Source organism: Paenibacillus sp. LHD-117, from assembly GCF_030929555.1.
Lineage (GTDB): Bacteria > Bacillota > Bacilli > Paenibacillales > Paenibacillaceae > Pristimantibacillus.
This window is the reverse complement of sequence record NZ_JAVFVT010000055.1, coordinates 1-25,363: the sequence shown is the minus strand read 5'-3', so window position 1 is coordinate 25,363 and position 25,363 is coordinate 1. Positions and strand designations below refer to the sequence as shown.

The following is a 25,363-nucleotide window of genomic DNA, read 5'->3' as shown; positions in this document are numbered from 1 at the left end:
ATTACTCTACGAATCTAGCAAACAAAATCGGGTTCTACAAGACGCTTCCGCCGAAAATCATACGGTATTCCCACTGCGAGCCTTTTACCGTGTCGATGCGTACGCCGCCGCTCTTTTTGGAATACGTATGCATAATTTTGCCGTCGCCGAGATACAACGCGACATGCGTAACTTTTTGCGACGATTTATTGAGCTTGCTGTAGCTCGACGCGGAAGAGCCCTTGTACGACATGAAGAAAACGAGATCGCCGCGCTTCAGGCTGGACCAGCTTGTTTTCGCGGTCGAATTTTTTTTCACCCAAGACGCCTGGGTTGCGGAGGAACCCGGAATCGTAATGCCTGCCGCTTGTTTATAGATATGTTTTACGAAATCGGAGCAATCGAATGTTTTTGTCGTGCTGCGGTTCGAGCCGAATTCGTAAGGCGTACCCATATATTTGTTGCCGAGAGCGATCGTAGCTTCGATCTTCGACGATTTGGACGTGCTTGCAGTTGCCGCGTGGGTATGGCCATCTATAGGAAGCGGAATGACGCCAGTCGTTAACAATGCCGTTGCGACTACGCCGGCGATCATGCTTTTTTTGAAAAGGTTACGTTTCGTAGTTGTCATGGTATTGTGCACCTCCTGGTTGATAGCTATACCGTAACATAGGCACGGATGGGTTATTAACCTGTAAAAAATGGTCGCTCGCCCAATTCCGCATCTACGGACGGGCAGGCGACTCGACCAAAGTCTAGTTCAGAAACAGCCGAAAGTCTGTTTTGCCAAGGCTTTAAACCATCTATACTAAGTACATAAGCAAGAGCAACAACAAGCAAGGCAAACTCGAATATGAAGAATTTCTAATTAAAATGATCGTTCAGAAAGTCCGGTTTCTAGCACCGAGAAAATTGAAAGAAGCTAGGAAATGAGGAGCGGAGCGTAGTGATAGCTACGTGAGCACCGGAAGTTCCGGCTGAATTCAATATTCGATGCCGAATGACCTACTTGGTATACTTCGTGATCGGAAGCGGACTTTATGAACTTCATCTAGAAGAAAGGAGAGATTATTGGAGATGAATGGTAAAAGCGCACTTGGCGTATTGCTTATCATCGTCGGCGGACTCGCCGCCTTGAACTTCTTGAACATCGACTTCGGCCGGATTATCGGCTTCCTGATTCCGTTTATTCTAATCGGTTTCGGCATCGTAGGGTGGATGTACAAGAAGAAGCTGATCGGCGGCATTCTGATCGCGCTCGGCGCGATTATGGTCTTGGGAAAGCTCGGCGGACTGCTGATGCTGCTGCTGGCCATCGGACTTGTCGTAGCGGGCGTATCGTTGTTCAAAGGCGGCAAACGTACTTATTAAGGGATAGGCGTACGGAGGGCAATCGGCTCCGGAAACCTCTAGGGAGGATATAAATATGAGCATCGTAAGACGAATCCGCGACATCACCGTCGCAACGTTAAACGAAAGGCTGGAGAAAGCCGAGGATCCGGTACGGATGATCGACCAGTTCCTCTGGTCCACTCGCGAAGACATCATCCAAGCGGAGAAGCTGCACCAGCAATATACGAATCACGGCAACCACCTGAGATCGCAGTGGCTTCAGGCGGAGTCGCAGAAGGAACGCAGAGAACAACAAGCGATGACGGCGCTTAAGGCCGGGGAAGAAAACATGGCCAGGTTCGCGCTCCACGAGAAAGCAAGCGCGGAAGAACGCGCGGCGCAGTACAAGGAGCTGTTCGAACAGAGCAGACAGCATACGCTCGAGCTGGAAGAGCAGCTTCGCGAGATGCGAAGCGAATACCAAGCGGTCTACGACAAACGCGAATACTACGCGGCCCGTATGGAATCGATCCGGCTCCAGCAGCGGCTTAACAGCCGCTTCGGCGGCTACGGCGAGACCGGGCCTCAACCGGGAGCGATGTTCCGCCGGATGGAAGACCGGATCAACGATCTCGAGACGGAAGCGAAGAGCATTCGCGACGTGCGCAGAATGGGTCACGAGATGGAAACGACCGGCATCGGCCAAACGGTCAAATCGGTCATCGAGCGCGAGTTAAACGAACTTAAACGCAAGCTTGAGAAGGAAGGATGGTCATCTTGAGAAAATTATATCGCTCCAGACGCGACAAGAAGCTGCTCGGATTGTGCGGCGGACTTAGCGAAATGTTGAACGTCGACGCAACTTTGCTTCGGATCCTGCTCGTAGTCGTCACGATCTTCACAAGCGGCACGGTTATCTTCATCTATCTGATCGCCGGCTTGGTTATTCCGAAGGAGCCGCCGATCTACAACGGCTACGGCCCAGGCGGATTCGGCCCGAACGGCTTCGGCAGCGGACATGGCGGAGGTTACGGCGGCGGCTACAGCGGAGGATATAACAACGGCGGCTACGGTTCCCATAGCGGACCGCAAGGCAGCTACAACGCTTCATTCGGACAGACCTCGCCGCAGGAGCAATGGGGCTACCGCAAGGATGAGCCAGCTGCGACTACCGGCTTCGATAGCATGATGGATGACTTGGAGAAGAAGGCGCTTAGACGCGAGATCGAGGAATTGAAAGCCAAAATCGCAAAGTACGAGAAGGGAGAATAACAAAATGGGAATCTTTAAAAGAATGAAGGATATGACGAAAGCATCTATGAACGAGGTGCTCGATAAATTAGAAGATCCGGTTGTGATGCTGAACCAATACCTGCGCGACATGGAATCCGAAATCCATCAAGCGGAAGTAACGGTAGCGAAACAAATGGCGAACGAGCGCCGCATGAAGCAGCGCCTGGAGGATTCGGTACGAAACGCGGCGGATCGCGAATCGAAAGCGGAAGCGGCATTGAGAGCGGGCCAAGAAGAGCTGACGCGCAAGCTGCTCGAAGAAAAGCTGTACTTCGACCAGAAGGTGACGGAATACATCGACCTGCATGCCCAGGCGAAAGCGCAGGCGGAAGAGCTTATGCAGCAGCTGCATGGCATGAAGGAGGAGTTCTACCAACTCCGCAACAAACGCAACGAGCTGGCTTCCCGCGCTCAAGTCGCCAAGGCGCAGAAACAAATGGCGCAGCTCAGCACGAACCACTCCATCGACAGCGGCACGGCTTCCCGCGGCTTCTACCGGATGGAAGAAAAAATCATGCAGCTTGAGGCTGAAGCGGACGTCCTTCGCACGCCGTACGGCTACAGCGGATCGACCGGCTCCGCGCCGGTCAGCACGGCCGACCTAGAGAAACGCATGAAGGTCGACGAGCAGCTTGAAGCGCTCAAGAACAAGCTGAACGTAAACGCGCCAACAACAAACGTTACCGAAAACGAATAATAGTTGCATGAGCGGAAAGCGGCGGACCGGCGACGGTCTGCTCTTTCCTGCTTTTCGGCTACATAAGGAGCGCATAAGATGCAAGCAGAGCAAGATAAGCGCGGCTCGGGAGCGGAAGGGCCTTCGGCCGCCCGGAAGCGCAACGTAGCGGAGACGGTGCTGTGGCTTCTCATCATCGTCAGCTTGGCGGTTATCGTCCTGCAAGGGCTGGACGTCGTGGAGCTGTATACGCTGAAGGGAAAGTGGGCCGTGATGGGGTTGATCGGCGTAGGCGGCGGGCTTGCAGCGGCGACGGTTATGAGTTATTTGCAAAACTCGAAGCTGAAGGCTACCCTAAAGAGATTAACGGAGCAGCAACGAAAACGTTCGCCCTATGCCGTGACGATCGATTCCGACCATCCGCAAGGCGGAAGCGGGGAAGAAATCGGTGACGACCCGAATTGGAAGGAAAAGGTGAGGTTCACGGCGGTCATCGAGGAGCGGCAGCGGCTGGCGAGAGAACTTCATGACGCGGTCAGCCAGCAGCTGTTCGCCATCTCCATGACGGCGACCGCCGTCAGCCGCACGATCGAACGCGATTGGGAGCGGGCGAAACGGCAGGTTCAGCTGATCGAAGAGATGGCGGCCGTAGCGCAATCCGAGATGCGCGCTTTATTGCTACACCTCCGGCCGGTCCATTTGGAAGGGAAAAGCTTGGGACAAGCGCTGAAGGCGATCGTCGATGAGCTGCAGCAAAAAATTCCGATGGACATTACGCTCGAAGTCGACGAATCGATCACGCTGCTTCCTTCCGCGGAGGATCATCTGTTCCGGATCGCGCAGGAAGCTTTGTCGAACACGCTAAGGCACTCCAAAGCGGATAAAATGCATATCCGGCTGCTGCGCCTGGATAACCGCGTGCACATGACGCTGCAGGATAGCGGCATCGGGTTCGATCTGGAGGCGAAAAAACAAACCTCCTATGGCCTGCTCACGATGGAAGAACGCGTGAACGAGCTTGGCGGTGCGCTGCAGATGATCTCCCAGCCCGGGGAAGGGACGACGATACATTTGTGGGTGCCGGTGGATACACAAGGGAAACAAGGAACGCATTAGATGCGCGATCGTGATTAAAACGGGATTTCTGAACATCCTATTAGGGGAGAGATGTAGGCAATGGAAGCGCCAATTAAAGTGCTGCTGGTCGACGATCACGAGATGGTTCGGATCGGGCTGGCCGCCGTGCTTGATACGGAGGATGGCATCGAGGTAGTGGGGGAAGCGAGCAATGGCATGGATGGCATCCGTCTGGCTACTGCGTACAGGCCGGACGTCGTGCTTATGGATTTGGTCATGGACGGGATGGACGGCGTCGAAACGACGGCCAAGCTGCTGGAGCAGCATCCCGATTGCAAGGTCATCGTGCTGACCAGCTTCATCGACGACAGCAAGCTATACCCGGTCATCGAAGCGGGGGCGTTCAGCTACCTGCTCAAGACGTCAAGGGCGAACGAAATCGCGGAAGCGATCCGCGCGGCTGCGCGCGGCCAATCGGTGCTCGAATCGCAGGTCGCCGCGAAGATGATGAACCGGTTCAGGCAGCCGAAGCAGCAGGAGCAAGCACCCTTGCACGATGACCTGACGGAGCGGGAGATGGATGTGCTGAAGCGGCTCGCGCAAGGCAAGTCCAACCAAGAAATCGCGGACGACCTGTTCATCGGCGTGAAGACGGTGAAGTTCCATATCACGAACATCTTCAACAAGCTTCATGTGGACGACCGTACGCAGGCCGCGATTTACGCGCATAAACAAGGGATAGCGGAGTAGAAGTCCTCGAATGGCTATGAACGAAGATTACTCACCACATCAGAAAGTTTAAGTTCTTTAAAGCGATAAAGCGTAAAGCGATAGGAGTTTTTCTCACCGTTGCTTGGCTAACTGCAAGATAAAGGCCAGCAGTCCTTCAGCGTCGTCGATCGAATATTTCGGGATGCCGCTGAGCAGGCCGGTTAATCCGGCGATCTCGGTTGTTTCCGGCCATAATACGACGGCCGCGACATGGGAAAGGCTGCCAAGCAGCTCGGCGTCTTCTTCGTTCCTTACAAGCACTAATTTTGGATGAGACTCATGTTTGAATCCTTCGACAAGGACGATATCGACGCTGTTCATGTTGGATAAAAGTTGCCCGAGCGTCGCGCTTTCGTTCATCAGGATCGCGCTGCGGCTGTCAGAGCTAATGGCGGTAATGTCCGCGCCGGCCGCTTGATGTTTCCAGGTGTCCGTTCCGGGGGTGTCCATCCGGAAGTCATGCGCGTCGCGTTTGATCGTGCCAACCTTATAGGAAGCGAGCTTCAGAAGCTCGGTCAGCCGGCAGACCAACGTGGTTTTGCCGGTATTTTTGTATCCGACGACTTGGATGACGGCGGGTTTGGTATCGCGGAATATCATCGGTGGCATAGGGGACTCCTTCTCTAGGACTAATCGTTGATAGGAACATATTATCATGAAATAAGGGGAAAGGCGTTTTTTCTTGTTCCGAATCGTCGCTGTGGTACAATGGAGCGAAGAGAGATGGGCTCTGATTCATTGAGTTGGAGGAACGTGCATGGAAGAAGGGAAGCAGGTAATCGAGAGTATCATATCCGCGGGGAGCGACGGACGCTTCAATCGGCGGGCGATCCAGGTGGAGGAGGCGCAGCGGCGCGTCGTCGCTGTAGCTGCCGAGAGGCTTGTCGCCAGCGAGCTAGTGCCGCTGGCCGAATGCGGCGGTCGCCGCCTCGCGGAGTCGCTGAGCGCGACCAGCGATTGGCCGCCGTTCGCGCGCTCGGGGCTCGACGGCTACGCCTTGCGCGCGGTGGATACCGCGGGAGCGGCGCCGGGATCGCCGGCGCTGCTCCGCGTAGCGGCTGCGGTCGCGGCGGGCGAGCTCGCCGCCGCGGCCCTTGAGCCAGGCACGGCCGCGCGCGTCATGACCGGCGCGGCGGTGCCCGAAGGCGCCGACGCGGTCGTCATGCTCGAGCAGACCGCGGAGGCGTCCCTGGCCGGGGGCGCCGCGGCGGTGCTCGTGCGAGCGGCCGCCTTGCCCGGCCAGAACGTGGCGCCCCGGGGCGAGGAATTCCGCCTCGGGAGCCCGCTGGCGGCGCCCGGCACGCTGCTGAAGCCGGGCCACGCCGCGCTGCTCGGCACGTTCGGCTATGCCGACGTGCCGGCGTACCGACGCCCGCGCGTCGCGATCTTCGCCACCGGCAGCGAGTTGATGCCGGTGGAGGCGCCGCTAGCGCCGGGCCGGATCCGCGACAGCAACAGCGCGATGGTCGCGTGGATGGCCGAGCAGAGCGGCGCGGAGCCGCAGCTGCGCGGAACGCTGCCCGACCAGCGGGAAGCGGTGGAGGAAGCGCTGCGCCGCGCGGCAAGAGACGCCGACCTCATCGTTACGACGGGCGGCGTCTCGGTAGGCGATTATGACGTAATAGCCGATATCCTCCGCAAGCTCGAGACTTCGCCGGCGGGCCATGAGAACAGCGGGTTCGAGAGCGCGCTCCTTTTTAATAAAGTCGCGATGCGTCCCGGCAGTCCGACATCGGCCGCCTTATTCGAAGGGAAGCTCCTGCTGTCCCTGTCGGGCAATCCCGGGGCTTGTTTCGTCGGATTCGAGCTGTTCGTCAGGCCGGCATTGCTGGCGATGCAAGGCTGCGGCTCGCCGCTGCCCCGCTGTGCGACGGCGAAGCTCGCGTCTCCCGTACGCAAAGGAAGTCCGCATGTTCGTTTCGTCCGATCCCGACTCTCGCAAGGCGAGGATGGAAGCTTGAACGCCGACCCGCTGGCTTTCTCCAAATCCAGCATGATGGCTTCGATCGCGGACGCGGACTGCTTGGCCGTTATCCCTTCCGGTTCGGAGGGCCTCGATGCAGGCGAGTGGACGTCGATCATTCTGCTGCCGTCGTAGTGCTGCCTTCGCTAAAGTGCGTGTTCAAAAAGTCCGGTTTTCAGCACCGAGAAGATTGGATGAAGCTAGAAACTGAGGAGCGGAGCGTAGTGTAAACTACGTGAGCACCGGAAGTTTCGGCAAACTCGGGCCCCGCGAAAGTAATCGGAATTGGCATCGAAGCTTCCCTTCACTTTCGTGGGCATCAGGAAATATTCGATGTCGAATACGCTAACTAGTATACTTCGTGATCAAAACTGGACTTTTTGAACAACCTCTTAAACGTATTTATTCAGAATCGTGCCTCTGCTCGGGAGCGGCCAATACAATTGGGCTGCGCCGTAATACATCGCATAGGGATATCCCGACGGGAAGGGCAGTCGAAGCAAGTCGGCCGATTGTAGATGCCCGGCGTACGAGACGGCCCGTTTTAATGCTGCGAGCAGTCCGTCCGCTCCCAGCAGGAGTCTTCTCAGCTTGCCGCGGTCTTCTTGGGAGTCGTGCCGGCGCTGTGCGAGAGCCGAATTCCGATTTTCGGTCCGGAACAAGGAGTTTTCGTCTCTGCGCAGGCTGAGCTCCTCCGTGGCCGGATGGCGCAGCGCTAGCTCCACGACTTCCCAAAGCTCCGGCTTCAAATGATGTTCGTACTGCCGGTACACAGCGGACAGCTCGTTCAGCAACTTCTCAAGCTGGCGGAGCTTGTCTTCGGTGACGGCGGCGTCGCGCCAACCTTCAAGGCGGCCAAGCTCGGTCATGAGCCCGTCCAGCTTCGCGCCGGCTTCTTGCGTGATTCGCAGCCACGCGGCCGCTCCTTCGGCCGCCTCGGCAACCCTTCTTTCGTATCCTTCCGCTGGCTGGACACGCGCCGGCTCGACTTGCTCCCGATTGCGGTACGCCGCGTAACGGTTGACGGGAGCGATCGGCGCGTATACATTCGTCCGCTCAATCCCTCGAATAGACCGTATAGACCCAGACATCCGATTTCCCCCTCCGTTCGATGAGAAAAAAATAATATAGCCAGCATACTATATAACGAACGCGAAGTTGCTCGAACGAGAGAGTCGAATGTCGGCAAATTGTTCGTTATAAGGAACGAATTTGTCGACGAAGGACCCTCTCTGTCGATTACACGATCAGGAAAAGGAGATAAATATCCTCCAAGTCCAGCTTAATCCCATTGGCCGTCCGGTCTGCGCTTGTACCCGCGGCAGGATTATTCCCGCCTTCTGCGTAATTAGTAAAGACGGCTTCCTTGGCGGATGCCGTGGCTTGTGTTTGCTTTAGCTGTTTCTTACCGCGAACGGGTTTTCTTTTTTTGGTCGACGCTGTTTGTTCGGGCTGTATCGTTTGTTCGTTCTGGCTGTTCCGCGCTTGTCTGTCATCCGATAAATCATGCGACTCAGCTGGATACCCAAAACCGTGTTCATACGAAGGGATCGTCAGTCCGAGCCGACCGCTTTTGCAGCTTTCCGCGATGCCGACGTATCGCAAACCGTTATTCATGACCGCACAGACCGGCATGCCGATGATATGCTGCAAGTGTTCGTCGTTTAGCGGATAAATCCGTTCCATAGCTCCTCCACCTTTTTCCTCGTTAGGTTATGCACCCAGTCTATTCACGCCCGCGAAGAAATGTCCGTTAGCCTACAATCGAACGGAGGTTATTTCATGTACGTGCCTCGGAAATCCTTATTGAATCTAGAGAACGATAACGTTGCCAAGCCCAAACGAAAGCCGCCTTCCCCTTTCAAAAAAAAACATGGCGTAGCGGGAGCAAGCGCTTTGCTTATTGTGCTGCTCCTCATTGCCTTGCTGCTGAACAAGTCGGATCCTCAAAACCAAGCTCCGGATGCCGAAAAAGACTCGCATGATCTAAACCAGCTATGGACGTGGAGCCATAGTCTGCTGGCCGGAGGCGCCGAGGCTGCCGATTGGATGATCCGCTGGGATGCGGTGCTTCAGCCCGACTCAAGCTTCTCGCAATTGGCTGCGAAGCTGTATGCGAACGAAAAAGGCGAAGCGACCGAGAAGTTTGTGACAAACGAGGGCAAGACGATAAAGGGCCCTTTCCCGGCAACTTGGGACGGGAGCCTGTCCATGCACGAAACTGAGACGACGGACCAGGGCGTGGCGGTTATCGTGCTGCTGGAGACGGATCAAGGGATCGTATCCAAGGAGGAGCTGCTGGAATCGACGGAATCTATAGCCGCGATCCTCGCTCAACATTCTTCCGATTGGAAAATAACATTAAAGTCGTACGGCTTCGCCAAAAGCGCGGATGCGGCCAAGGAGCTGGAGCGCATAACGATGGGGCGCGTCATGGAACAATACGAGGATGGCGGGACGCGAAGCGTTACCCTGTTGACCGATAAGCTTCTGGCCTCCCAGTCGTTGGACGGCTACCGGCACGCCAATCTCCAGGTCGCGGAGCATCGAAATACTGAGAACGACCGGATGGAAGTGACAATTGGCGTTCCTCTGATTACGGGGGACTTTAGTGACGTGGACGCGGGAGCTGAGTGAGCGAGTAAAGCTCACAAATAACTGTAAATGCAATCGTAAAACCGAAAGTAAAAACCAGCCTAAGGCCAGCCTATAAAATCAAGCCCAAAACCAGCCGTAAATTCTCTCTGACCTGATGTCCGATCAGAAGAATTTACTTAGATCATCAGTATTTTTTATGAGCCGTTCAATGGCTAATTAAGGATGAATATGCTACACTACATATCATGTAATTCGTATAAAAATTCAGGAAGAAAGAATGAGGCGTATGACTTACAACCCTACAATCGACGCGATATCCCCGGAAGGCGCTGTTTATTATCTGTTCGGGGCGACCGGCGACTTGGCAAGACGCAAGTTATTCCCGGCATTGTTCAGTTTATATAAAGAAGGCAAACTTTCGGATAACTTCGCGGTCGTCGGCTTGGCCCGCCGCCCGCGCACGAACGAGCAGTTCCGTTCGGATTTATACGAATCGATCAACGAATTTTGCCGTTATAAGGCAACCGATCTGGAGCTGTGGAATCGGTTCACGGAACACTTCGTTTATATGTCGCTCGACATTAACGATGTTGAAGGATTCCGCAAGCTAGACGAACTATCCTCCGAGCTGGACGGGAAGTTCGGCATTCCGGGCAACCGCTTGTTCTACTTGGCGCTGGCTCCGTCGCTGTTCGGTCCGGTATCGTTCAACCTGCGCGACGGCGGTCTGCTGGAATCGAAGGGCTGGCACCGATTGGTGATCGAGAAGCCGTTCGGCTACGATCTTCCTTCCGCCCAGAAGCTGAACGAACAGCTAAACCAGGTGTTCAAGGAAGAAGAAATTTTCCGGATCGACCACTATCTCGGCAAGGAAATGGTTCAGAACATCCAGGTCATCCGATTCGCGAACGCATTTTTTGAGCCGTTGTGGAACAATAATCATATCGCTAACGTGCAGATCACGTTGTCCGAGACGGTCGGCGTCGAAGAACGCGGTGGTTACTACGACAAGTCCGGCGCGCTTCGCGACATGGGACAGAACCACATGCTGCAGATGCTGACGATGATCGCGATGGAGCCGCCTAGCCGTCTGCATGGCGAAGACATCCGTGACGAGAAGGTGAAGGTGCTTCGTTCGCTGCGTGGTTATACATCCAGCGACGACGTTCGCAGCCATGTCGTGCGCGGCCAATACTCCGCAGGCAAGATCGGCAATAAAGAGCTCCCCGGATACCGCCAAGAAGAATCCGTAGACGAGCAATCCACGACGGAGACGTACTTCGCGGCGAAGGTGTTTGTCGACAACTTCCGCTGGGCGGGCGTGCCGTTCTATATCCGCACAGGCAAGCGCCTTCCTGTCAAGACGACCGAGGTCGTCATCGAATTCAAGTCGATGCCGCAGAACGTCCTGTTCGCGCAGAAACACGACTTGGCGCCGAACCTTCTGGTCATCCGGGTTAACCCGATGGAAGGCATCTATATCAAAATCAACGCCAAGAAACCGGGCGCGGACAATGACGTGCAGCCCGTATCGATGGAATTTTGCCAAAGCTGCATGATCGGCATCAATACGCCGGAAGCTTATGAGCGCCTGATCCATGACGCGGCGCGCGGCGATTCCACTTATTTCACTCGTTGGGACGAAGTGTCGCATGCTTGGGAATTCGTCGACCGCATTGCGCAAGCCTGGCGCGAAGATGCATCCGACCTCGAACATTACCCAGCTGGCTCATGGGGACCTGACAAGACGAACAAGCTGCTCGCCGAGGAAGGCCATCGCTGGTGGCCGGTGAACGGCCAAGACGAGGATAACGTCATCTGGATCACGAACAAAGAGAAATAAGCAAATGGGTAAAGAAGCCGTTATTATAAATGCAAGCCATCGGACATAGTGCCAAACCGACTAGTCATTCCGAAACGCCGGAATGACTAATCACATGTATAACGAAATCATCGAACCGCTCGCGAAGGGAAGGCAAGCATGAATCCATCATTAACGAACGAAATCAAACAGGAAGTGGAGAAACGGCGCACGTTCGCGATCATTTCCCACCCTGACGCCGGTAAAACAACGCTGACGGAGAAGCTGCTCTTGTTCGGGGGAGCGATCCGGGAAGCTGGATCCGTCAAAGCGCGCAAGGCAAGCCGCCACGCGACATCCGACTGGATGGAGATCGAGAAGCAGCGGGGGATCTCTGTTACGTCCTCCGTCATGCAGTTCGATTATTCAGGCCATCGCGTCAACATTCTGGATACGCCGGGCCACCAAGACTTCTCCGAGGATACGTACCGCACGCTTACCGCGGCGGACAGCGCGGTGATGCTGATCGACGTCGCGAAAGGCGTCGAAGCACAGACGATCAAGCTGTTCCAGGTATGCCGCAAGCGGGGCATTCCGATCTTCACGTTCATTAACAAGCTGGACCGCGAAGGCAAAAGCCCGTTCGAGCTGATGGAGGAGCTGGAGCAAGTGTTAGGCATTCGCTCCGTTCCAATGAACTGGCCGATCGGCATGGGCCGAGAGCTGTGCGGCGTCTATGACCGGATGAAGACGCAGGTCGAGCTGTTCCAAGGCAACGACCATTCCACAATCGAAGTGCGCAAGGTCGACGATTATAACGATTCGATCATCCGCGAGATGGCGGGCGATTATTTGACGGATCAGCTTATTCAGGATTTGGAGCTGCTCGACGTCGCGGGCGACCCGTTCGATTACGAAAAAGTCCGCGCGGGCGAGCTCACGCCGATTTTCTTCGGCAGCGCCGTCAACAATTTCGGCGTGCAGACGTTCCTGGAGAACTTCCTGCAATTGGCGCCGAAGCCAACGTCTCGCAATAGCACGACGGGACCGATTGAACCGACGAGCGAGAAATTCAGCGGCTACGTGTTCAAGATTCAGGCGAACATGAATCCGGCGCACCGAGACCGCATCGCGTTCCTACGCATCTGCTCGGGCCGGTTCGAGCGCGGGATGGCCGTTAAGCATGTCCGGAACAAGAAGGAGATCAAGCTCTCCCAGCCGCAGCAGTTCCTGGCCCAGGATCGCGATATCGTCCAAATGGCGTATCCCGGCGACATCGTCGGATTGTTCGATCCGGGCATCTTCCGGATCGGCGATTCTTTGTCGCAAGGCATGGAGATCGAGTTCGACGAGCTGCCGACGTTCTCGCCGGAGATTTTCGCCAAGGTAACCGTGAAGAACGCCTTGAAGCATAAGCAATACCAGAAAGGTCTGGACCAGCTGACGGAAGAGGGCACCATTCAGATGTTCTTTTCGACCGGCAACTTCGACGAAACGATTCTGGGCGTCGTAGGTCATCTGCAGTTCGAGGTATTCGAGCATCGCATGAAAGCGGAATACGGCGTCGATATCCAGTTGCACCGGATGACGTTCCAATTCGCGCGCTGGATCGTGGACGAAAAGATCGACCCGTCCAAGTTCCGGATCAACTCGACGCTCGTGAAGGACAAGAAGGGCAATTACGTCGCCCTGTTCGAGAACGAATACGCGATGCGCACGGCCATCGACAAAAACCCGACCTCCAAGTTTCTGGAGACGGCTCCATAAGCTACAATCGACCATCCTCCCAGGGCCTGCATTCGGCCCGAGGGAGGTTTTTTGCGCGCTGGAAACGGTGGCAACTCTATGAAACTCCCTCTCTTTCGTTGTGTCCCGCTAGATACTAGACTATAATAGTTGGGATAGATAGAGAAAGGGAGTGTAGGAGAGAAGGCATGAAAAACCGTACGCCAATTATTTTGTTGACATTCGGACTATTGCTGATCATTATTTCGGGATTATTTTACGTAGGTCAATTACAGGACAAAGACAATGAGGGCACGACGCCCGTGACGGAAGTTAAAGATATTCCGCAGGTTTCGGTAGAGGATCTGAAGGAGCATTACGACGTCGTTGTCGTAGGCACCGATCCGGAAGGGGTAGCGGCCGCTGTTTCCGCCGCTCGCAACGGACTGAAGACGCTGCTCGTCGACGGCAAAAACCGCGAAGTATTAGGCGGCTTGTTCACCGTCGGCTGGTTGAACAGCTTGGACATGAACCGGGCCCCAGACGAAGTCGACTATTATAACAAAGGTATTTTCAAAGAATGGTTCGATCAAATCGAAGGCGATTCGTTTGATATTATGACCGCTACGAACGCTTTCCACAAGTTGGTAGAGTCCGAGGAAAACATCGATGTGCGTCTCGGCATGGTGAGCATCGAGCCCGTCATAACGAATGGAGAAGGTACAGCAAACGTGACGGGCGCGAAGCTGACAGCCGCCGATGGCACGGTCGTCGAAGTGACCGCCGAAGCGGTCATCGACGCGACGCAGGACGCGGACTTCGCGGCCGCCGCAGGAGCTAAGTTCACGTTCGGCCGCGAGGATATCGGCGATACCAAATCGCTGATGGCTGTTACGCCAGTCTATCAATTGGTTAACGTAACGCCTGACGTATGGAAGGCCATTAGCGACCGGTTGAACAAAGACGACGATGATGGTACGGGAGCCAACGAAGAAAGCGCATGGGGCTTCAAGGAAATGTGGGAATACCCCTCCACGAACCCGGAGCGCATCCGTACGCGCGGCCTCAACGTCGGACGCCAAAACAATGATACGGCGCTCATCAACGCCGTTCAGATCTTCGGGGTGGATCCGTTCGATCAAGCCTCTATCGCGAAGGCATATGAAATCGCGCGCAAAGAAATCCCGCTTATGATCGATTATTTAAAATCACTTTATCCGGAGCTTGAACCGGTCGAATTGGGAGAGATCGCTCCGGAGCTGTATATCCGCGAAACCCGCCATATCATCGGCGAATATCGCCTAAGCATGACGGATTTGCTGGAGCAGCAGTCGCATCCGGACGATATCGCGTTCGGCTCTTATCCGGTCGACATTCAAAGCACGTCCCCTGCTGACCGCGGGGCCGTCCTGATGGATCCGAAGTTCTACGGCGTTCCGTTCCGTACGCTGGTGCCGCAAGAGATCGACGGCTTGCTCGTCGTCGGGCGTTCGGCCAGCTTCGACACGCTGCCGCATGGCAGCGCGCGCGTTGTGCCGCTTGGCATGGCGACGGCGCAAGCGGCGGGCGCAGCAGTGAAACTCGCGATCGAAGAAGGCGTTAAACTACGCGAATTGTCGGCTTCCGACGCGTTGATCGTTACGCTGAAGGAAAGACTAACCGAGCAGGGCATGGTGCTTACGCCTCCGGAGCTCGAGCCGTATCCGTTCATTAGCCATCCGGCTTATGAAGGATTGAAGCTGGCGGTTAGCATGGGCATTTCCCAAGGCGCTTACAAGAACGACTTCAAATTGGACGAAGAATCCAATCCGAAGCGGTTAGTGCAGAATTTGACGAGTGCAGCCAGAGTATACCCGAACGTCTTCGCGAATCCGGCAACCCCGGCGATCAAAGACCTGTCGGAAGCCGATTCGACTTCGATCCCGCTCACGCTCGATCAAGCGGCTTACACGCTCGTCCTGGCGGTCGAAGGCGAAGCCGTTCCGGCCAAAGCGCTTGACGTGCTTATGAACGGGCTCGTCAAGGCGGAAACGCTGAATACGATCAAGGACCGCAACAAGCTGACGAACGGCGACGTTTACATGCTGCTGAAGGATGTCGTGGATAGCTTGAGCGCCAAATAAAGCGAATGCAAAGAGCCGATGGCGGAAAGATTGCCGTCGGTTTTTTTTCTTCCAAATTTACGAAACTATTATCCTATTATTTCCGTATTAGGAAGGCGGTTTATACCTATTCGGAAATGGAGTGAAACAGGGATTGAAACTTTTTAATCGTCTTATGAAACCATCCCAATGGACCAAAACGCTCGTCATGTCCTCTCTGGCCTTCAGTCTGCTGGCGCCTGCCGCTTATGCGGCTCCCGCGGAAACGGCAGCCGTGCCTGCCGCACAAACGTTGAATGCCGAAAACGCAACGAAATTTTTGGATGAGTTTTTCTCATCCGAGCAAGCCAAACAGCTGTATGTCGGGGCCTCCGTCGTCATCGTGAAGGATGGGGAGACGATCGCTCAGCGTGGTTACGGCTATTCCGATCTGGAGTCGAAACAAAAAGTAGACCCGGCATCGAGCGTGTTCCGAATTGCTTCGGTGTCCAAATCCTTCACCGCGACCGCGCTCATGCAGCTCGTGGAGCAAGGCAAAGTCGGGCTTCAAGACGATTTTACAAAGTACGTGGAGGATTTGGCGTTCGACAACCCGTTCGATAATCCCGTGACGATCGAACACTTGTTGACGCACACGACCGGATTCGAAATTCGCGATCCGCTTCCGGAAGACATACATACGGACCTCGATCGGGTCGTAGAGCTGGAAGATTACGTTCGCGAACATATGCCTCCCGTTGTCAGGGAGCCGGGCAGCTCTTACATGTACGATAACTTCGCTTCGATGCTGCAAGGCCTAATCGTGCAGAACGTAAGCGGCATGCCGTTCGAGACGTACATGGACAAACAAATTTTCGAGCCGCTCGGCATGGATTCCAGCGGGTTTCTTCTGCAAGGCAAGCTGAAAGACAACTTGGTGTCGGAATACGGACCGGACAATAACAAGCACGAGCTGTACGCCATCAATCCCACTGTGCTTCCGCAAGGCGGCATGTTCGCTACGGCAGAGGATGTGGGGGAATTCATGAAGGCGTTCCTGAACGGCGGAGCAACGTCCCAGGGTCGCATTCTCGCGCAAGCTACGGTCGATGAGATGGAGAAATACCGTTCCTCCGCCCATCCGCTGCTGCCGGACACGACCTATGGCTTCGAAGCGCCCATGCAGCTGCAGGGAGCCGGGAGCAGCACCGAGGTCATTACGAAGGCGGGTGACGTGATCGGCACCAGCTCTCTACTATTCATGATTCCGGAGCAAAAGACGGGTGTTTTCCTAACCTATAACAAGCTTGGGGCTCTCCGCGACCTCTTCTATCCGGCGTTTATCTCGAAGTTCTTCCCGGATATCGCCAAAGCCGCGGAGCTGGACGAAACGTTCAAGCCTTATTCCGCCAAAGAACTTGAGAGATTTAGCGGCGTTTACGCCGACCTAAGGATGCGTTCGATCGTATCTACCCTTGGCCCGGATGCCGAAGGCAGCCTTGTCATCTCGGACGCTTTCCTCGGCCCCCGCAATTTGAAGCAAGTGGATGATCATCTGTTCGTCGACAGCTTGACGGGGAAATTCACGGCGTTCCGGACAGGGGCGGAAGGTTCTGAGGTCTATATGAAGGAACCGTATTTGAATCCTTTCGGCTATGCGAAGAAAGGCGAGCAACCGGAGGGCTATGCCGATATTCCGGCAAACCATCCTTATGCTGCGGCCGTTCATGCGCTTCAATCGCTTGGGTACATCGCGAATGACGCGGAGGCCGAATTCGGCCCGAATGAGGCGGTGACCCGCGGGGAGTTCGTGCGGCATGTGATGGAGATCAGCGGATTGAAGGGCAGCGTCGCTGACGAACCCGCATTCAAAGATTTGAAAGGTCATCCCGCCGCAGCATATGTCCAACAAGCCTTCGAATTAGGTTTGGTCAAGGGTGCGAACGCGGGCGAATTCAAGCCGGACCGCGCCATCACAAGGCAGGAAGCCGCAGTCATGATCTGGCGCGCGCTTGCTCCGCAATATCCGGCAGAGCTGTTCGAATCGGTAAAGCTTGAAGGCGACACGGACGATTGGGCGATCCCGGCCGTGAAGATGATTACGAAGCTCGGCATCATGGGTCCCGAGGTGAAGGTTGCGGAGAACGGGGCATTCGACTACTTCTCCAAAAAGGCGTTGAACCGCCAGGAAGAAGCAGCGATTCTGCACGCGCTGCTTACGCTTCCCACGGATGCCATCGTCGCGAGCCTGATGCAGCAAGGATAACCAAGCAGGGCCTCCCGTTTAGCGGGGGGTTCTTTTTTGTTTGTCCCCGTGAACATCGGCAGGATGACCCGTGCTATTTTTCCATGACGAAAGTATAATGAATGGGAACGTGAATGGAGGTTTGGCGGCGAATGAAAAAAATACTGTTTACCGGCGGAGGTTCGGCGGGCCATGTGACGGCGAATCTTGCGCTTATCCCGCATTTTCGGCAGGAAGGCTGGTCGATCGAGTATATCGGATCGGTGGGCGGCATCGAGCGCAAATTAATCGAGGAGCTGCCGGAGGTTCATTATTGGCCGATCGCGACCGGGAAGCTGAGAAGATATTTGGACTGGAACAACGTCAAGGATCCTTTTAAGGTGGTCGGAGGTCTCCTTCAGGCTTATCGCATTATTCGCAAACAAAAACCGAACGTCGTGTTCTCCAAAGGCGGCTTCGTCTCCGTGCCGGTCGTCATCGGGGCATGGCTGAACCGGGTTCCCGTGCTCATCCATGAATCGGATATTACGCCGGGACTGGCCAACCGGATCGCGGCGCCGTTCGCTTCGGGCATCTGCACGACGTTCCCGGAAACCTCGAAGGCGATCGCGCCCGGTAAGAGCCGATACATAGGCCCCGTCATTCGGAATGAGCTGATGCAGGGACGGGCGGAGCGCGGCAGAGAGCTCTGCTCCTTCCGGCGCGACAAGCCGATTCTGCTCATTATGGGCGGCAGCTTGGGTGCGAGACGGATTAACGAAGCTGTCAGGAAGCAGCTCTCTCCGCTAACGAGCCGCTTCCAAATTATCCATCTCTGCGGCAAAGGCGGCGTGGAGCCGAAGCTCGAATCGGGCCACTACAGACAGTTCGAGTACGTCAGCGACGAGCTTCCCCATCTGCTGGCCGCGGCGGACATGGTTATCTCGCGCGCCGGCTCGAATTCCATCTTCGAATTTCTGGCGCTTCGGAAGCCGATGCTGCTCATTCCGCTGACGAAAGGCCAGAGCAGGGGAGATCAGCTGCTGAACGCCGAGTCGTTCCGATCCATGGGGTATGCCGAAGTGCTGCCGGAGGAAGAGCTGACGCCGGACTCGCTTCTGGAGCAAACGATGAACGTGTACGGCAATCGGCATTTTTATGCGGAACGGATGAGCGAATTCGATCCCGGTAACGGCATCAAACAAATATACGATTGGTTGACGGAGATTATGAAGTAGTACGAATGAATATCGAACACAAAAAGGGCGTGCGATAGTCATCTGGGATGACTGCCGTACGCCTTCGTTTTTGCTTCTATGCATTGCGATGATAAAGCAACGGGTTCAGGACGCTCGCCGCCGGATCGCCGGGCTTGCAGCCGGGGAACCATGATTTCATGTCGCCTTCACGCGCTTTGCTGTCCGGTTCGGCTACTTGAATCCCGTCCGCGATATAGATGACGGTCATCACCTTGCGCATATGCTCCGTCGGATTGCCCGGCGCGGAATGCATCGTCCAGCCGGAGTGGAAGGTTGCGTCTCCCGCGGCCATGGCGCCGTAGTTCACCTGTGGAATGCCCTTCGCTTCAATGAATTGGCCGAGCGTCTTGTGCGATTCGTCGGAGATGACCTGCTTATTGACGTATCCGAGCTTGTGCGTCCCCGACGCAAACGTCATCGTGCCGACCTCTTGCGGGATCGGAACAAGCGGCATCCACATCGTAATCGTTTTGTCCGTATCGAGCGGCCAATAAATTTGGTCTTGATGCCATGGCGTATGGCCGCCTCCCGGTTCCTTGAACAACGCTTGGTCGTGATAAATGCGCACGCCCTCCACGCCCATCAAGTCCGCGGCGATCTTGGCGAAACGCCTTGCCATAACAAATCGTTTCACCTCTTCGCTCTTTTCCCATACATTGCCGATTTGGATAAAAGCTTTGCCGTACGTATCCCGTTCGGATACCGGCTTGTTATGATAGTTCAGCTCCATCACGATGGACGAAATCTCCTGCTCGTAGTATGTGATTTCCTCCGGACTTGCTACGTTTGTCAAAAAGATGTGGCCATCCTCTTGATATTTTTTCGTTTGCTCTTCGGTAAGCGGGTAATCGCCTTGCAATTGTTGCATCAGTTTTGTAATATCTATCAAGTTTATTACACCCCTTGGCTTTAAATTGGATGAGAACGATAGTTATATCATAAATCGGAAGTCGAAAATATGCTTTGTCAAAGTCTTCTGCAAATTTGTCAAAAACAACGAAAAAGGATGCTTGGCATGGTATAGTTGAAGCAACTGGCGCAATTGTGGGAAGGAAGACGAGACAATGCAGAAATTAACTGAAACGATAAACCGGATGCCGGTCGTTCCTTATATTCGCCAATGCGACTTCGCGGTGCGAAAGCCATGGGTTATGCCGGAGCGAAGGTTATTGGATTATTTGCTCATCTACGTTCAGGAAGGCGATTGTTGTTTCGAAGTGGACGACAAAGCCTACCGAATGGGTAAAGGAGATATCTGCTTCATCCAGCCGAACAGCTTGAACAGGTTGGAGGGACTGACGAATACGGTGACGCCGTTCGCGCATTTCGATATCTTTTATCATGCCCAAAGGGAGGAAAGTTTCCCGACAAGAGCAGGCCAGACGAATTTGTCCGCGTATTCGCATCTGCTGCAGCCGAGATTGGACGAGCTGGCGGAAGCCAAAATTCCGGTGAAGCTCAAGCTGGACAACGAGATCAAATTCCGGAATACGTTTCTGAAAGTGGTGGAGTGGTGGCAACATCCGGATCCCGTCATGCAGTTGAAGGCGCAAACGGGTCTATCGGAAATCGTCGTCATGATCATGGAACAGTATGCCCCGGGCGTACCGGCTTCCAAATCGGCTCCCGCCGCGCTTAGCTGGGTGACCTCATACCTGTCCTTCCACTTGAGCGATCCCGTCGGCGTGGCCGATATGGCCAAACGCGCGAATATGTCGGTATCCCGATTCAACGAGTTATTCAAAATGCAATACGGCATGACCCCGCATCAATTTTTGCTTGATATGCGGGTAAACCATGCCTGCGAGCTGCTGCGCGAAAGCGCGTTGTCGCAAGAGAAAATTGCGGCTTACTGCGGATTTTCGGATATCCATCATTTTTCGAAGGCGTTCCGGGGCCGAATGGGGATGGCGCCGGGCGAATATCGGAAGCAGCAATGAGCCGTGCGGCGTTTACACTTTTTTTGTGGCGAAGCGATTGACGCTAAAACGGTTTCATGCCATAATGTACGCGTGTACATTATTTTGATGAAAATTTTAGTTTTACAACTAGAAACCAACAACAATAGACGGGCAAGAGCCGTTCGAGCTGGGAGGCAGGTATCATTAGCAGGAAAGACGTGGCGAGGCTGGCGGGCGTGTCGGAGGCGACTGTCTCCAGGGTGTTGAACAACGTGGGACCGATTAAGGAGGAAACGAAGCAGCGGGTGCTCCGGGCAGCAGCGGAGGTCGGTTACGTGCCGAGCGCGCTGGCGCAGCAGTTCGCGAGACGGAAGAGCGGCAATATCGGCGTGATCTTGCCGTCCGTGCCGAAGGTGCATCTGTTCTCCACTTATTATTTCTCGGAGATCTTAAGCGGGATCGGCGAAGCCGCGAAGAGGTTCGGGTACGACCTGCTGCTCATCTTCCAGGAACCCGGGGATTCGCGCGATTACGCTGGGCTGTTCCGCAAGCAAAAGGTTGACGCCTGCATTATGCTGGGCTCGCAGGATGTGGCGGAAGAACGTGAAGCGTTGGCGGAATTAGCCGAAGCCGAGTATCCGTTCTGTCTCGTCAACCAACGGTTCGAAGGTTATCCGTTCCCAAGCGTCGACGCGGACCATGTCTCCGGCAGCAAGCTTGCCGTGGAGCATTTGCTCCGGCAAGGACGGAAGCGTATCGCGTTCCTGAACGGCCCCGGCCGTTATTCGAACAGCATGGACAGGCTGGAAGGATACGCGTCCGCACTTTCGGATAACGGGATGGCGTTGGACGACGGCCTGATGTTCCAAGGCAACTATAGCCGGAAGAGCGGATACTTGCTTGCGCCGATCATCGGCGAGGCGATCCGCGGCGGCCGGATCGACGCGGTGTTCGCGGCCAACGACCGGATGGCGATCGGCCTTCTGCAAGGGCTGAAGGAGCAAGGGTTCGAAGCGCCGCTCCATTACGGCCTGGTCGGCTACGACGATTCCGACGGCTCCCGCATTATTAGCCCGCGTCTGACGACCGTCGCGGTCCCCTTCTACGAGATGGGCAAGCTGGCGGCCGAGATGCTGCTGGACGCGGATCGGCAGTCCGGTCACGCGGCTTCGGGCGGCGATGCGATGCTGCCCGTCCATTTGGTCCCGAGAGAAACGTCCTAAATCCCATACCATTTCATGAGAGGCGGTTGTTCGTTATGGCAAAAGTGAGAGTAGGCATGGTCGGCTACAAATTTATGGGCAAGGCGCACAGCAACGCGTACCGCGCGCTGCCGATGTTTTTCCCGAAGTCCGTTCAGCCGGAGATGAAAGCGATCTGCGGGCGCGACCCGGAAGGCCTCGAGCAGGCACGCGCGCAGTTCGGCTGGGAGAACGCGGTGACGGATTGGAAGGAGCTCGTGAAACGCGACGACATCGATCTCATCGACATAAACGCCCCGAGCGACGCTCATAAGGCGATCGCGCTTGCCGCGGCGGAAGCGGGCAAACATATTTTTTGCGAGAAACCGCTTGCCTTAACGCTCGAGGATTCCCGCGAGATGCTGGAGGCGGCCGAGAAGGCCGGCGTCAAACATATGGTCGGGTTCAACTACCGGTTCGCCCCGGCGGTCCAGCTCGCGAAGAAGCTCATTAGCGAAGGCAGGCTAGGCAAGATTTATCACTTCCGCGGCGTGTTTCTTCAAGACTGGATCCTGGATCCTTCCTTCCCGCTCGTATGGCGGCTGCAGAAGGAAATCGCTGGCTCCGGCTCGCATGGCGACCTAGGCGCGCATGTCATTGACATGGCAAGGTTCCTGGTCGGCGAATTCGGCGAAGTGATCGGCATGAACGAGACGTTCGTCAAGCAGCGTCCGGTCGCCGCGGCCATGACGGGATTAAGCGCGAAAGGCGGAGGCAGCGAAGAGATGGGCGACGTGACGGTGGACGACGCGACCGTGTTTATGGCTCGCTTCGAGAACGGCGCGCTGGGCAGCTTCGAGGCGACGAGATTCGCCGCGGGGCATCGTTGCACGAACGCTTTCGAAATCAACGGCAGCAAAGGCAGCATCAAGTTCGACTTCGAACGGATGAACGAGCTTCAAGTCTACTTCACGGACGATGCCGAGGATGTGCAAGGTTTCCGTCGCGTGCTGGCCACGGATGGCGCGCATGCTTACATGGACGCTTGGTGGCCGGCGGGACACACCATCGGTTACGAGCATACGTTCACGCACGAGGTGCTGGAGCTGATGGCGGCGATCGGCGAGGATCGCCAGCCCGTGCCGAATTTCGTGGACGGGGTCAAATGTCAAGAGGTGTTGGAAGCGGTGGACCGTTCCATCGCGGAACGCAGATGGGTATCGATTAACGAACTATAGGAGGCGGAGAACGGATGAGAAAAGCGTTAATCGTATGGGGCGGATGGCTGGGCCATCAACCGGAGGAGGTAGCGGCGATTTTCCGCGGCCAGCTGGAAGCGGAAGGGTTCGAGGTTGAAGTGAGCGACACGTTGGAGGCGTTCGCGGAAGCGGAGAAGCTGAAGTCGCTCGATCTAATCATCCCGCTGTGGACGATGGGGCGCATCGACCAGAAGCTGGTCGATAACGTATCGGCGGCCGTGCAAAGCGGCGTAGGTTTGGCGGGCAGCCACGGCGGCATGTGCGACGCGTTCCGGGAGAACGTGGACTGGCAGTTCATGACGGGCGGGCAGTGGGTGGCCCATCCGGGGAATGACGGTGTTCATTACACCGTTAACATATGTAATTCCACGAGCGCGCTGACGGAAGGCATCGGCGATTTCGAAGTGAGCTCGGAGCAATATTACCTGCATGTCGATCCGGCCGTGGAAGTGCTGGCGACGACGAGATTCCCGATCACGCCAGGCCCGCACGCGTATAACAAAGCGGTCGATATGCCGGTCGTTTGGACGAAACGCTGGGGACGCGGCCGTGTCTATTACAACTCGCTGGGGCATCAAGCGAACATTATGGAAATCCCGGTCGTCATGGAGCTCATGCGCCGCGGCTTCCTCTGGTGCGCGGACGGCAAGGCGGAAGCCGAGAAGTCGTTGGTGGCCGGGGAAGCTGTCTATACGGGGATGCAAGATAACCAGCTTTAACGAAGCTGTCGCGAACGGCACTGGCAAACCCGCGCCGTTTAGATTCGAAGGATAGAGGGATGGGGAGAACATGGAGAAGATTAAAGCGGGCATTATCGGAACGGGCAACATCAGCGGCATTTACTTCGAGAACGGCAGCAAATTCGACGCGATGGAAATCGTGGCGTGTGCGGATCTCGACGTGGAGCGGGCCAAGGCGAAAGGTGAGCAATACGGCGTTCGCGGTTATTCGGTGGAGGAGATGCTGGCGGATCCGGAGATCGATATGGTCATCAACCTGACGATTCCGCAGGCGCACGCGTCCGTCAATTTGCGCGCGCTGGAAGCGGGCAAACATGCTTACGTGGAGAAGCCTTTTGCGGTGACGAGAGAAGAGGCTCAGGAAGTGCTTACGCTCGCGGCCAAGAAGGGGCTTTACGTCGGCAGCGCGCCGGACACGTTCCTTGGCGGCGGCATCCAAACCTGCATTAAGCTGATCGAGGACGGCTGGATCGGCACGCCGATCGGCGCGACCGCGTTCATGGTAGGCGGCGGGCATGAAAGCTGGCATCCGTCTCCCGAGTTTTATTACCAGAAGGGCGGCGGACCGATGTTCGACATGGGTCCATATTACTTGACCGCACTTGTGGCGATGCTGGGACCGATGACGAGAGTAACGGGCTCCGCGCGGATCTCCTATCCGGAGCGGACGATTACGAGCCAGCCGAAATACGGTCAGAAGGTGCAGGTGGAGGTGCCGACGCATATCGCGGGCGTCATGGACTTCGCGTCCGGCGTGATCGGCACGATTCTGACGAGCTTCGACGCGAAAGGCGGCTCTACGCTGCCGCGCATCGAAGTGTATGGCAGCGAAGGCACGCTCCTCGTGCCCGATCCGAACAACTTCGGCGGGGAGATTCGGGTTAGCCGAGCCGGCGCGAAGGAATGGTCGACGATTCCGTTGACTCACGGCTACGCCGAGAACGCGCGCGGCGTCGGCGCTGCCGACATGGCGAAGGCGATCCAGACGGGCCGCAAGCACCGCGCGAACGGAGAGCTTGCCTACCATGTGCTCGAAGCGATGCACGGCTTCCACGACGCGTCCGAGCAAGGCGCTCATTACGTCATGAAGAGCAGCTGCGAACGTCCGAAGCCGCTGCCGCTCGGCTTGAAGCCGTTCTGTTTGGACTAGCGGGAAAGAGCAATTGAGGAAAATCCCAGTATGGCGGCTTCCCTTAATCTAGCGTGAAATGATGCAAAAATGCATCATTTCACGATCGCGCAAAGTCGAGGAGGATGGATTGCTGCAATTGTACATTATTTTAGCGCTTGTAGGAGCCAATGTGTTCGATTTGTGGCTGAAAAGATGCAATTTTGCAGGATTGTCGACTCGTACGTTTAGTTACCGGGGGAAATGATGCATATTTCAGGCTGTTGGGAAACCCCACTTTTTTTAGATATGAAATTGTCTGGAGACTTTTTACTTGACGAGGAGACGCTGGAACATGCGGAAGTACTCACCCCGCTAGCTTAGCGAGGTGCGTG

The 25,363-nt window shown here is 55.8% G+C and carries 23 protein-coding genes; 18 read left to right on the top strand and 5 right to left on the bottom strand.

All coding sequences use genetic code 11. The features are described from left to right. Positions 1-34 precede the first annotated feature (34 nt). A complete protein-coding gene (locus RB620_RS28545) occupies positions 35-610 on the bottom strand; it encodes a C40 family peptidase (protein ID WP_308100371.1) in 576 nt (191 codons plus the stop codon). 446 nt (positions 611-1,056) lie between these two features. Between RB620_RS28545 and RB620_RS28540 the strand changes: the two genes are divergently transcribed. The 6 genes from RB620_RS28540 to RB620_RS28515 all read left to right on the top strand — a co-directional run bounded on the left by RB620_RS28540 (position 1,057) and on the right by RB620_RS28515 (position 5,107). After that, complete coding sequence (locus RB620_RS28540; protein ID WP_308100369.1) at positions 1,057-1,350, top strand: LiaF transmembrane domain-containing protein; 294 nt, start codon at positions 1,057-1,059, stop codon at positions 1,348-1,350. Positions 1,351-1,405: 55 nt separating this feature from the next. Beyond that, complete coding sequence (locus tag RB620_RS28535; protein ID WP_308100367.1) at positions 1,406-2,092, top strand: PspA/IM30 family protein; 687 nt, start codon at positions 1,406-1,408, stop codon at positions 2,090-2,092. Next, complete coding sequence (locus RB620_RS28530; protein WP_308100366.1) at positions 2,080-2,583, top strand: PspC domain-containing protein; 504 nt, start codon at positions 2,080-2,082, stop codon at positions 2,581-2,583. The genes RB620_RS28535 and RB620_RS28530 overlap by 13 nt, the downstream gene beginning before the upstream one ends. A gap of 4 nt (positions 2,584-2,587) precedes the next feature. Beyond that, a complete protein-coding gene (locus RB620_RS28525) occupies positions 2,588-3,301 on the top strand; it encodes a PspA/IM30 family protein (RefSeq protein WP_308100363.1) in 714 nt (237 codons plus the stop codon). A 78-nt stretch (positions 3,302-3,379) separates the two neighbouring features. Beyond that, on the top strand, positions 3,380-4,396 hold the full coding sequence (locus RB620_RS28520; protein ID WP_308100361.1) for a sensor histidine kinase: 1,017 nt from the start codon (positions 3,380-3,382) through the stop codon (positions 4,394-4,396). Positions 4,397-4,456: 60 nt separating this feature from the next. Further along, a complete protein-coding gene (locus RB620_RS28515; protein ID WP_308100359.1) occupies positions 4,457-5,107 on the top strand; it encodes a response regulator transcription factor in 651 nt (216 codons plus the stop codon). A gap of 93 nt (positions 5,108-5,200) precedes the next feature. Here the strand turns inward: RB620_RS28515 and mobB are convergent, their stop codons facing one another. Then, complete coding sequence (mobB, locus tag RB620_RS28510; RefSeq protein ID WP_308100357.1) at positions 5,201-5,737, bottom strand: molybdopterin-guanine dinucleotide biosynthesis protein B; 537 nt, start codon at positions 5,735-5,737, stop codon at positions 5,201-5,203. A gap of 148 nt (positions 5,738-5,885) precedes the next feature. On the opposite strand from mobB, the gene RB620_RS28505 reads away from it, so the two are divergent. Beyond that, positions 5,886-7,226 carry a molybdopterin molybdotransferase MoeA gene (locus RB620_RS28505; RefSeq protein ID WP_308100355.1) on the top strand — a complete coding sequence of 447 codons (1,341 nt, stop codon included), beginning with the start codon at positions 5,886-5,888 and terminating at the stop codon, positions 7,224-7,226. 257 nt (positions 7,227-7,483) lie between these two features. Here RB620_RS28505 and RB620_RS28500 read toward each other — a convergent pair whose 3' ends face one another. Both RB620_RS28500 and RB620_RS28495 read right to left on the bottom strand, forming a co-directional pair. Beyond that, complete coding sequence (locus tag RB620_RS28500) at positions 7,484-8,182, bottom strand: hypothetical protein (RefSeq protein ID WP_308100354.1); 699 nt, start codon at positions 8,180-8,182, stop codon at positions 7,484-7,486. Between the two features lie 148 nt (positions 8,183-8,330). Next, on the bottom strand, positions 8,331-8,777 hold the full coding sequence (locus tag RB620_RS28495) for a hypothetical protein (RefSeq protein WP_308100352.1): 447 nt from the start codon (positions 8,775-8,777) through the stop codon (positions 8,331-8,333). Between the two features lie 96 nt (positions 8,778-8,873). Here RB620_RS28495 and RB620_RS28490 point away from each other — a divergent pair, with 96 nt between their 5' ends. The 6 genes from RB620_RS28490 (at position 8,874) to RB620_RS28465 (ending at position 18,758) form a co-directional block, all read left to right on the top strand. Beyond that, a complete protein-coding gene (locus RB620_RS28490) occupies positions 8,874-9,728 on the top strand; it encodes a YwmB family TATA-box binding protein (RefSeq protein WP_308100350.1) in 855 nt (284 codons plus the stop codon). Positions 9,729-9,975: 247 nt separating this feature from the next. Next, entirely contained in the window at positions 9,976-11,532 is a 1,557-nt protein-coding gene (zwf, locus tag RB620_RS28485) for a glucose-6-phosphate dehydrogenase (RefSeq protein WP_308100384.1), read from the top strand. A gap of 138 nt (positions 11,533-11,670) precedes the next feature. Then, positions 11,671-13,257, top strand: coding sequence for a peptide chain release factor 3 (locus RB620_RS28480; protein ID WP_308100348.1), 1,587 nt, complete (start codon positions 11,671-11,673; stop codon positions 13,255-13,257). Positions 13,258-13,424: 167 nt separating this feature from the next. Next, positions 13,425-15,338 (top strand): FAD-dependent oxidoreductase, encoded by a 1,914-nt coding sequence (locus RB620_RS28475; RefSeq protein WP_308100346.1) that lies wholly within the window; start codon positions 13,425-13,427, stop codon positions 15,336-15,338. Positions 15,339-15,471: 133 nt separating this feature from the next. Then, a complete protein-coding gene (locus RB620_RS28470; RefSeq protein ID WP_308100344.1) occupies positions 15,472-17,562 on the top strand; it encodes a serine hydrolase domain-containing protein in 2,091 nt (696 codons plus the stop codon). 131 nt (positions 17,563-17,693) lie between these two features. After that, on the top strand, positions 17,694-18,758 hold the full coding sequence (locus tag RB620_RS28465) for an undecaprenyldiphospho-muramoylpentapeptide beta-N-acetylglucosaminyltransferase (protein ID WP_308100342.1): 1,065 nt from the start codon (positions 17,694-17,696) through the stop codon (positions 18,756-18,758). A gap of 76 nt (positions 18,759-18,834) precedes the next feature. On the opposite strand, the gene RB620_RS28460 is transcribed toward RB620_RS28465, so the two are convergent. Next, entirely contained in the window at positions 18,835-19,668 is an 834-nt protein-coding gene (locus RB620_RS28460; protein ID WP_308100340.1) for a phytanoyl-CoA dioxygenase family protein, read from the bottom strand. A gap of 175 nt (positions 19,669-19,843) precedes the next feature. Here RB620_RS28460 and RB620_RS28455 point away from each other — a divergent pair, with 175 nt between their 5' ends. From RB620_RS28455 to RB620_RS28435, 5 genes are all read left to right on the top strand, one after another. Beyond that, the gene (locus tag RB620_RS28455) at positions 19,844-20,719 is read left to right on the top strand and encodes a helix-turn-helix domain-containing protein (protein WP_308100338.1); all 876 of its coding nucleotides are present in this window, start codon (positions 19,844-19,846) and stop codon (positions 20,717-20,719) included. Positions 20,720-20,898: 179 nt separating this feature from the next. Next, the gene (locus tag RB620_RS28450) at positions 20,899-21,903 is read left to right on the top strand and encodes a LacI family DNA-binding transcriptional regulator (RefSeq protein WP_308100336.1); all 1,005 of its coding nucleotides are present in this window, start codon (positions 20,899-20,901) and stop codon (positions 21,901-21,903) included. Positions 21,904-21,938: 35 nt separating this feature from the next. Beyond that, a complete protein-coding gene (locus RB620_RS28445) occupies positions 21,939-23,099 on the top strand; it encodes a Gfo/Idh/MocA family protein (protein ID WP_308100334.1) in 1,161 nt (386 codons plus the stop codon). 14 nt (positions 23,100-23,113) lie between these two features. Beyond that, a complete protein-coding gene (locus tag RB620_RS28440) occupies positions 23,114-23,839 on the top strand; it encodes a ThuA domain-containing protein (RefSeq protein WP_308100332.1) in 726 nt (241 codons plus the stop codon). A 70-nt stretch (positions 23,840-23,909) separates the two neighbouring features. Next, positions 23,910-25,010 carry a Gfo/Idh/MocA family protein gene (locus RB620_RS28435; protein ID WP_308100329.1) on the top strand — a complete coding sequence of 367 codons (1,101 nt, stop codon included), beginning with the start codon at positions 23,910-23,912 and terminating at the stop codon, positions 25,008-25,010. Positions 25,011-25,363: the final 353 nt, after the last annotated feature.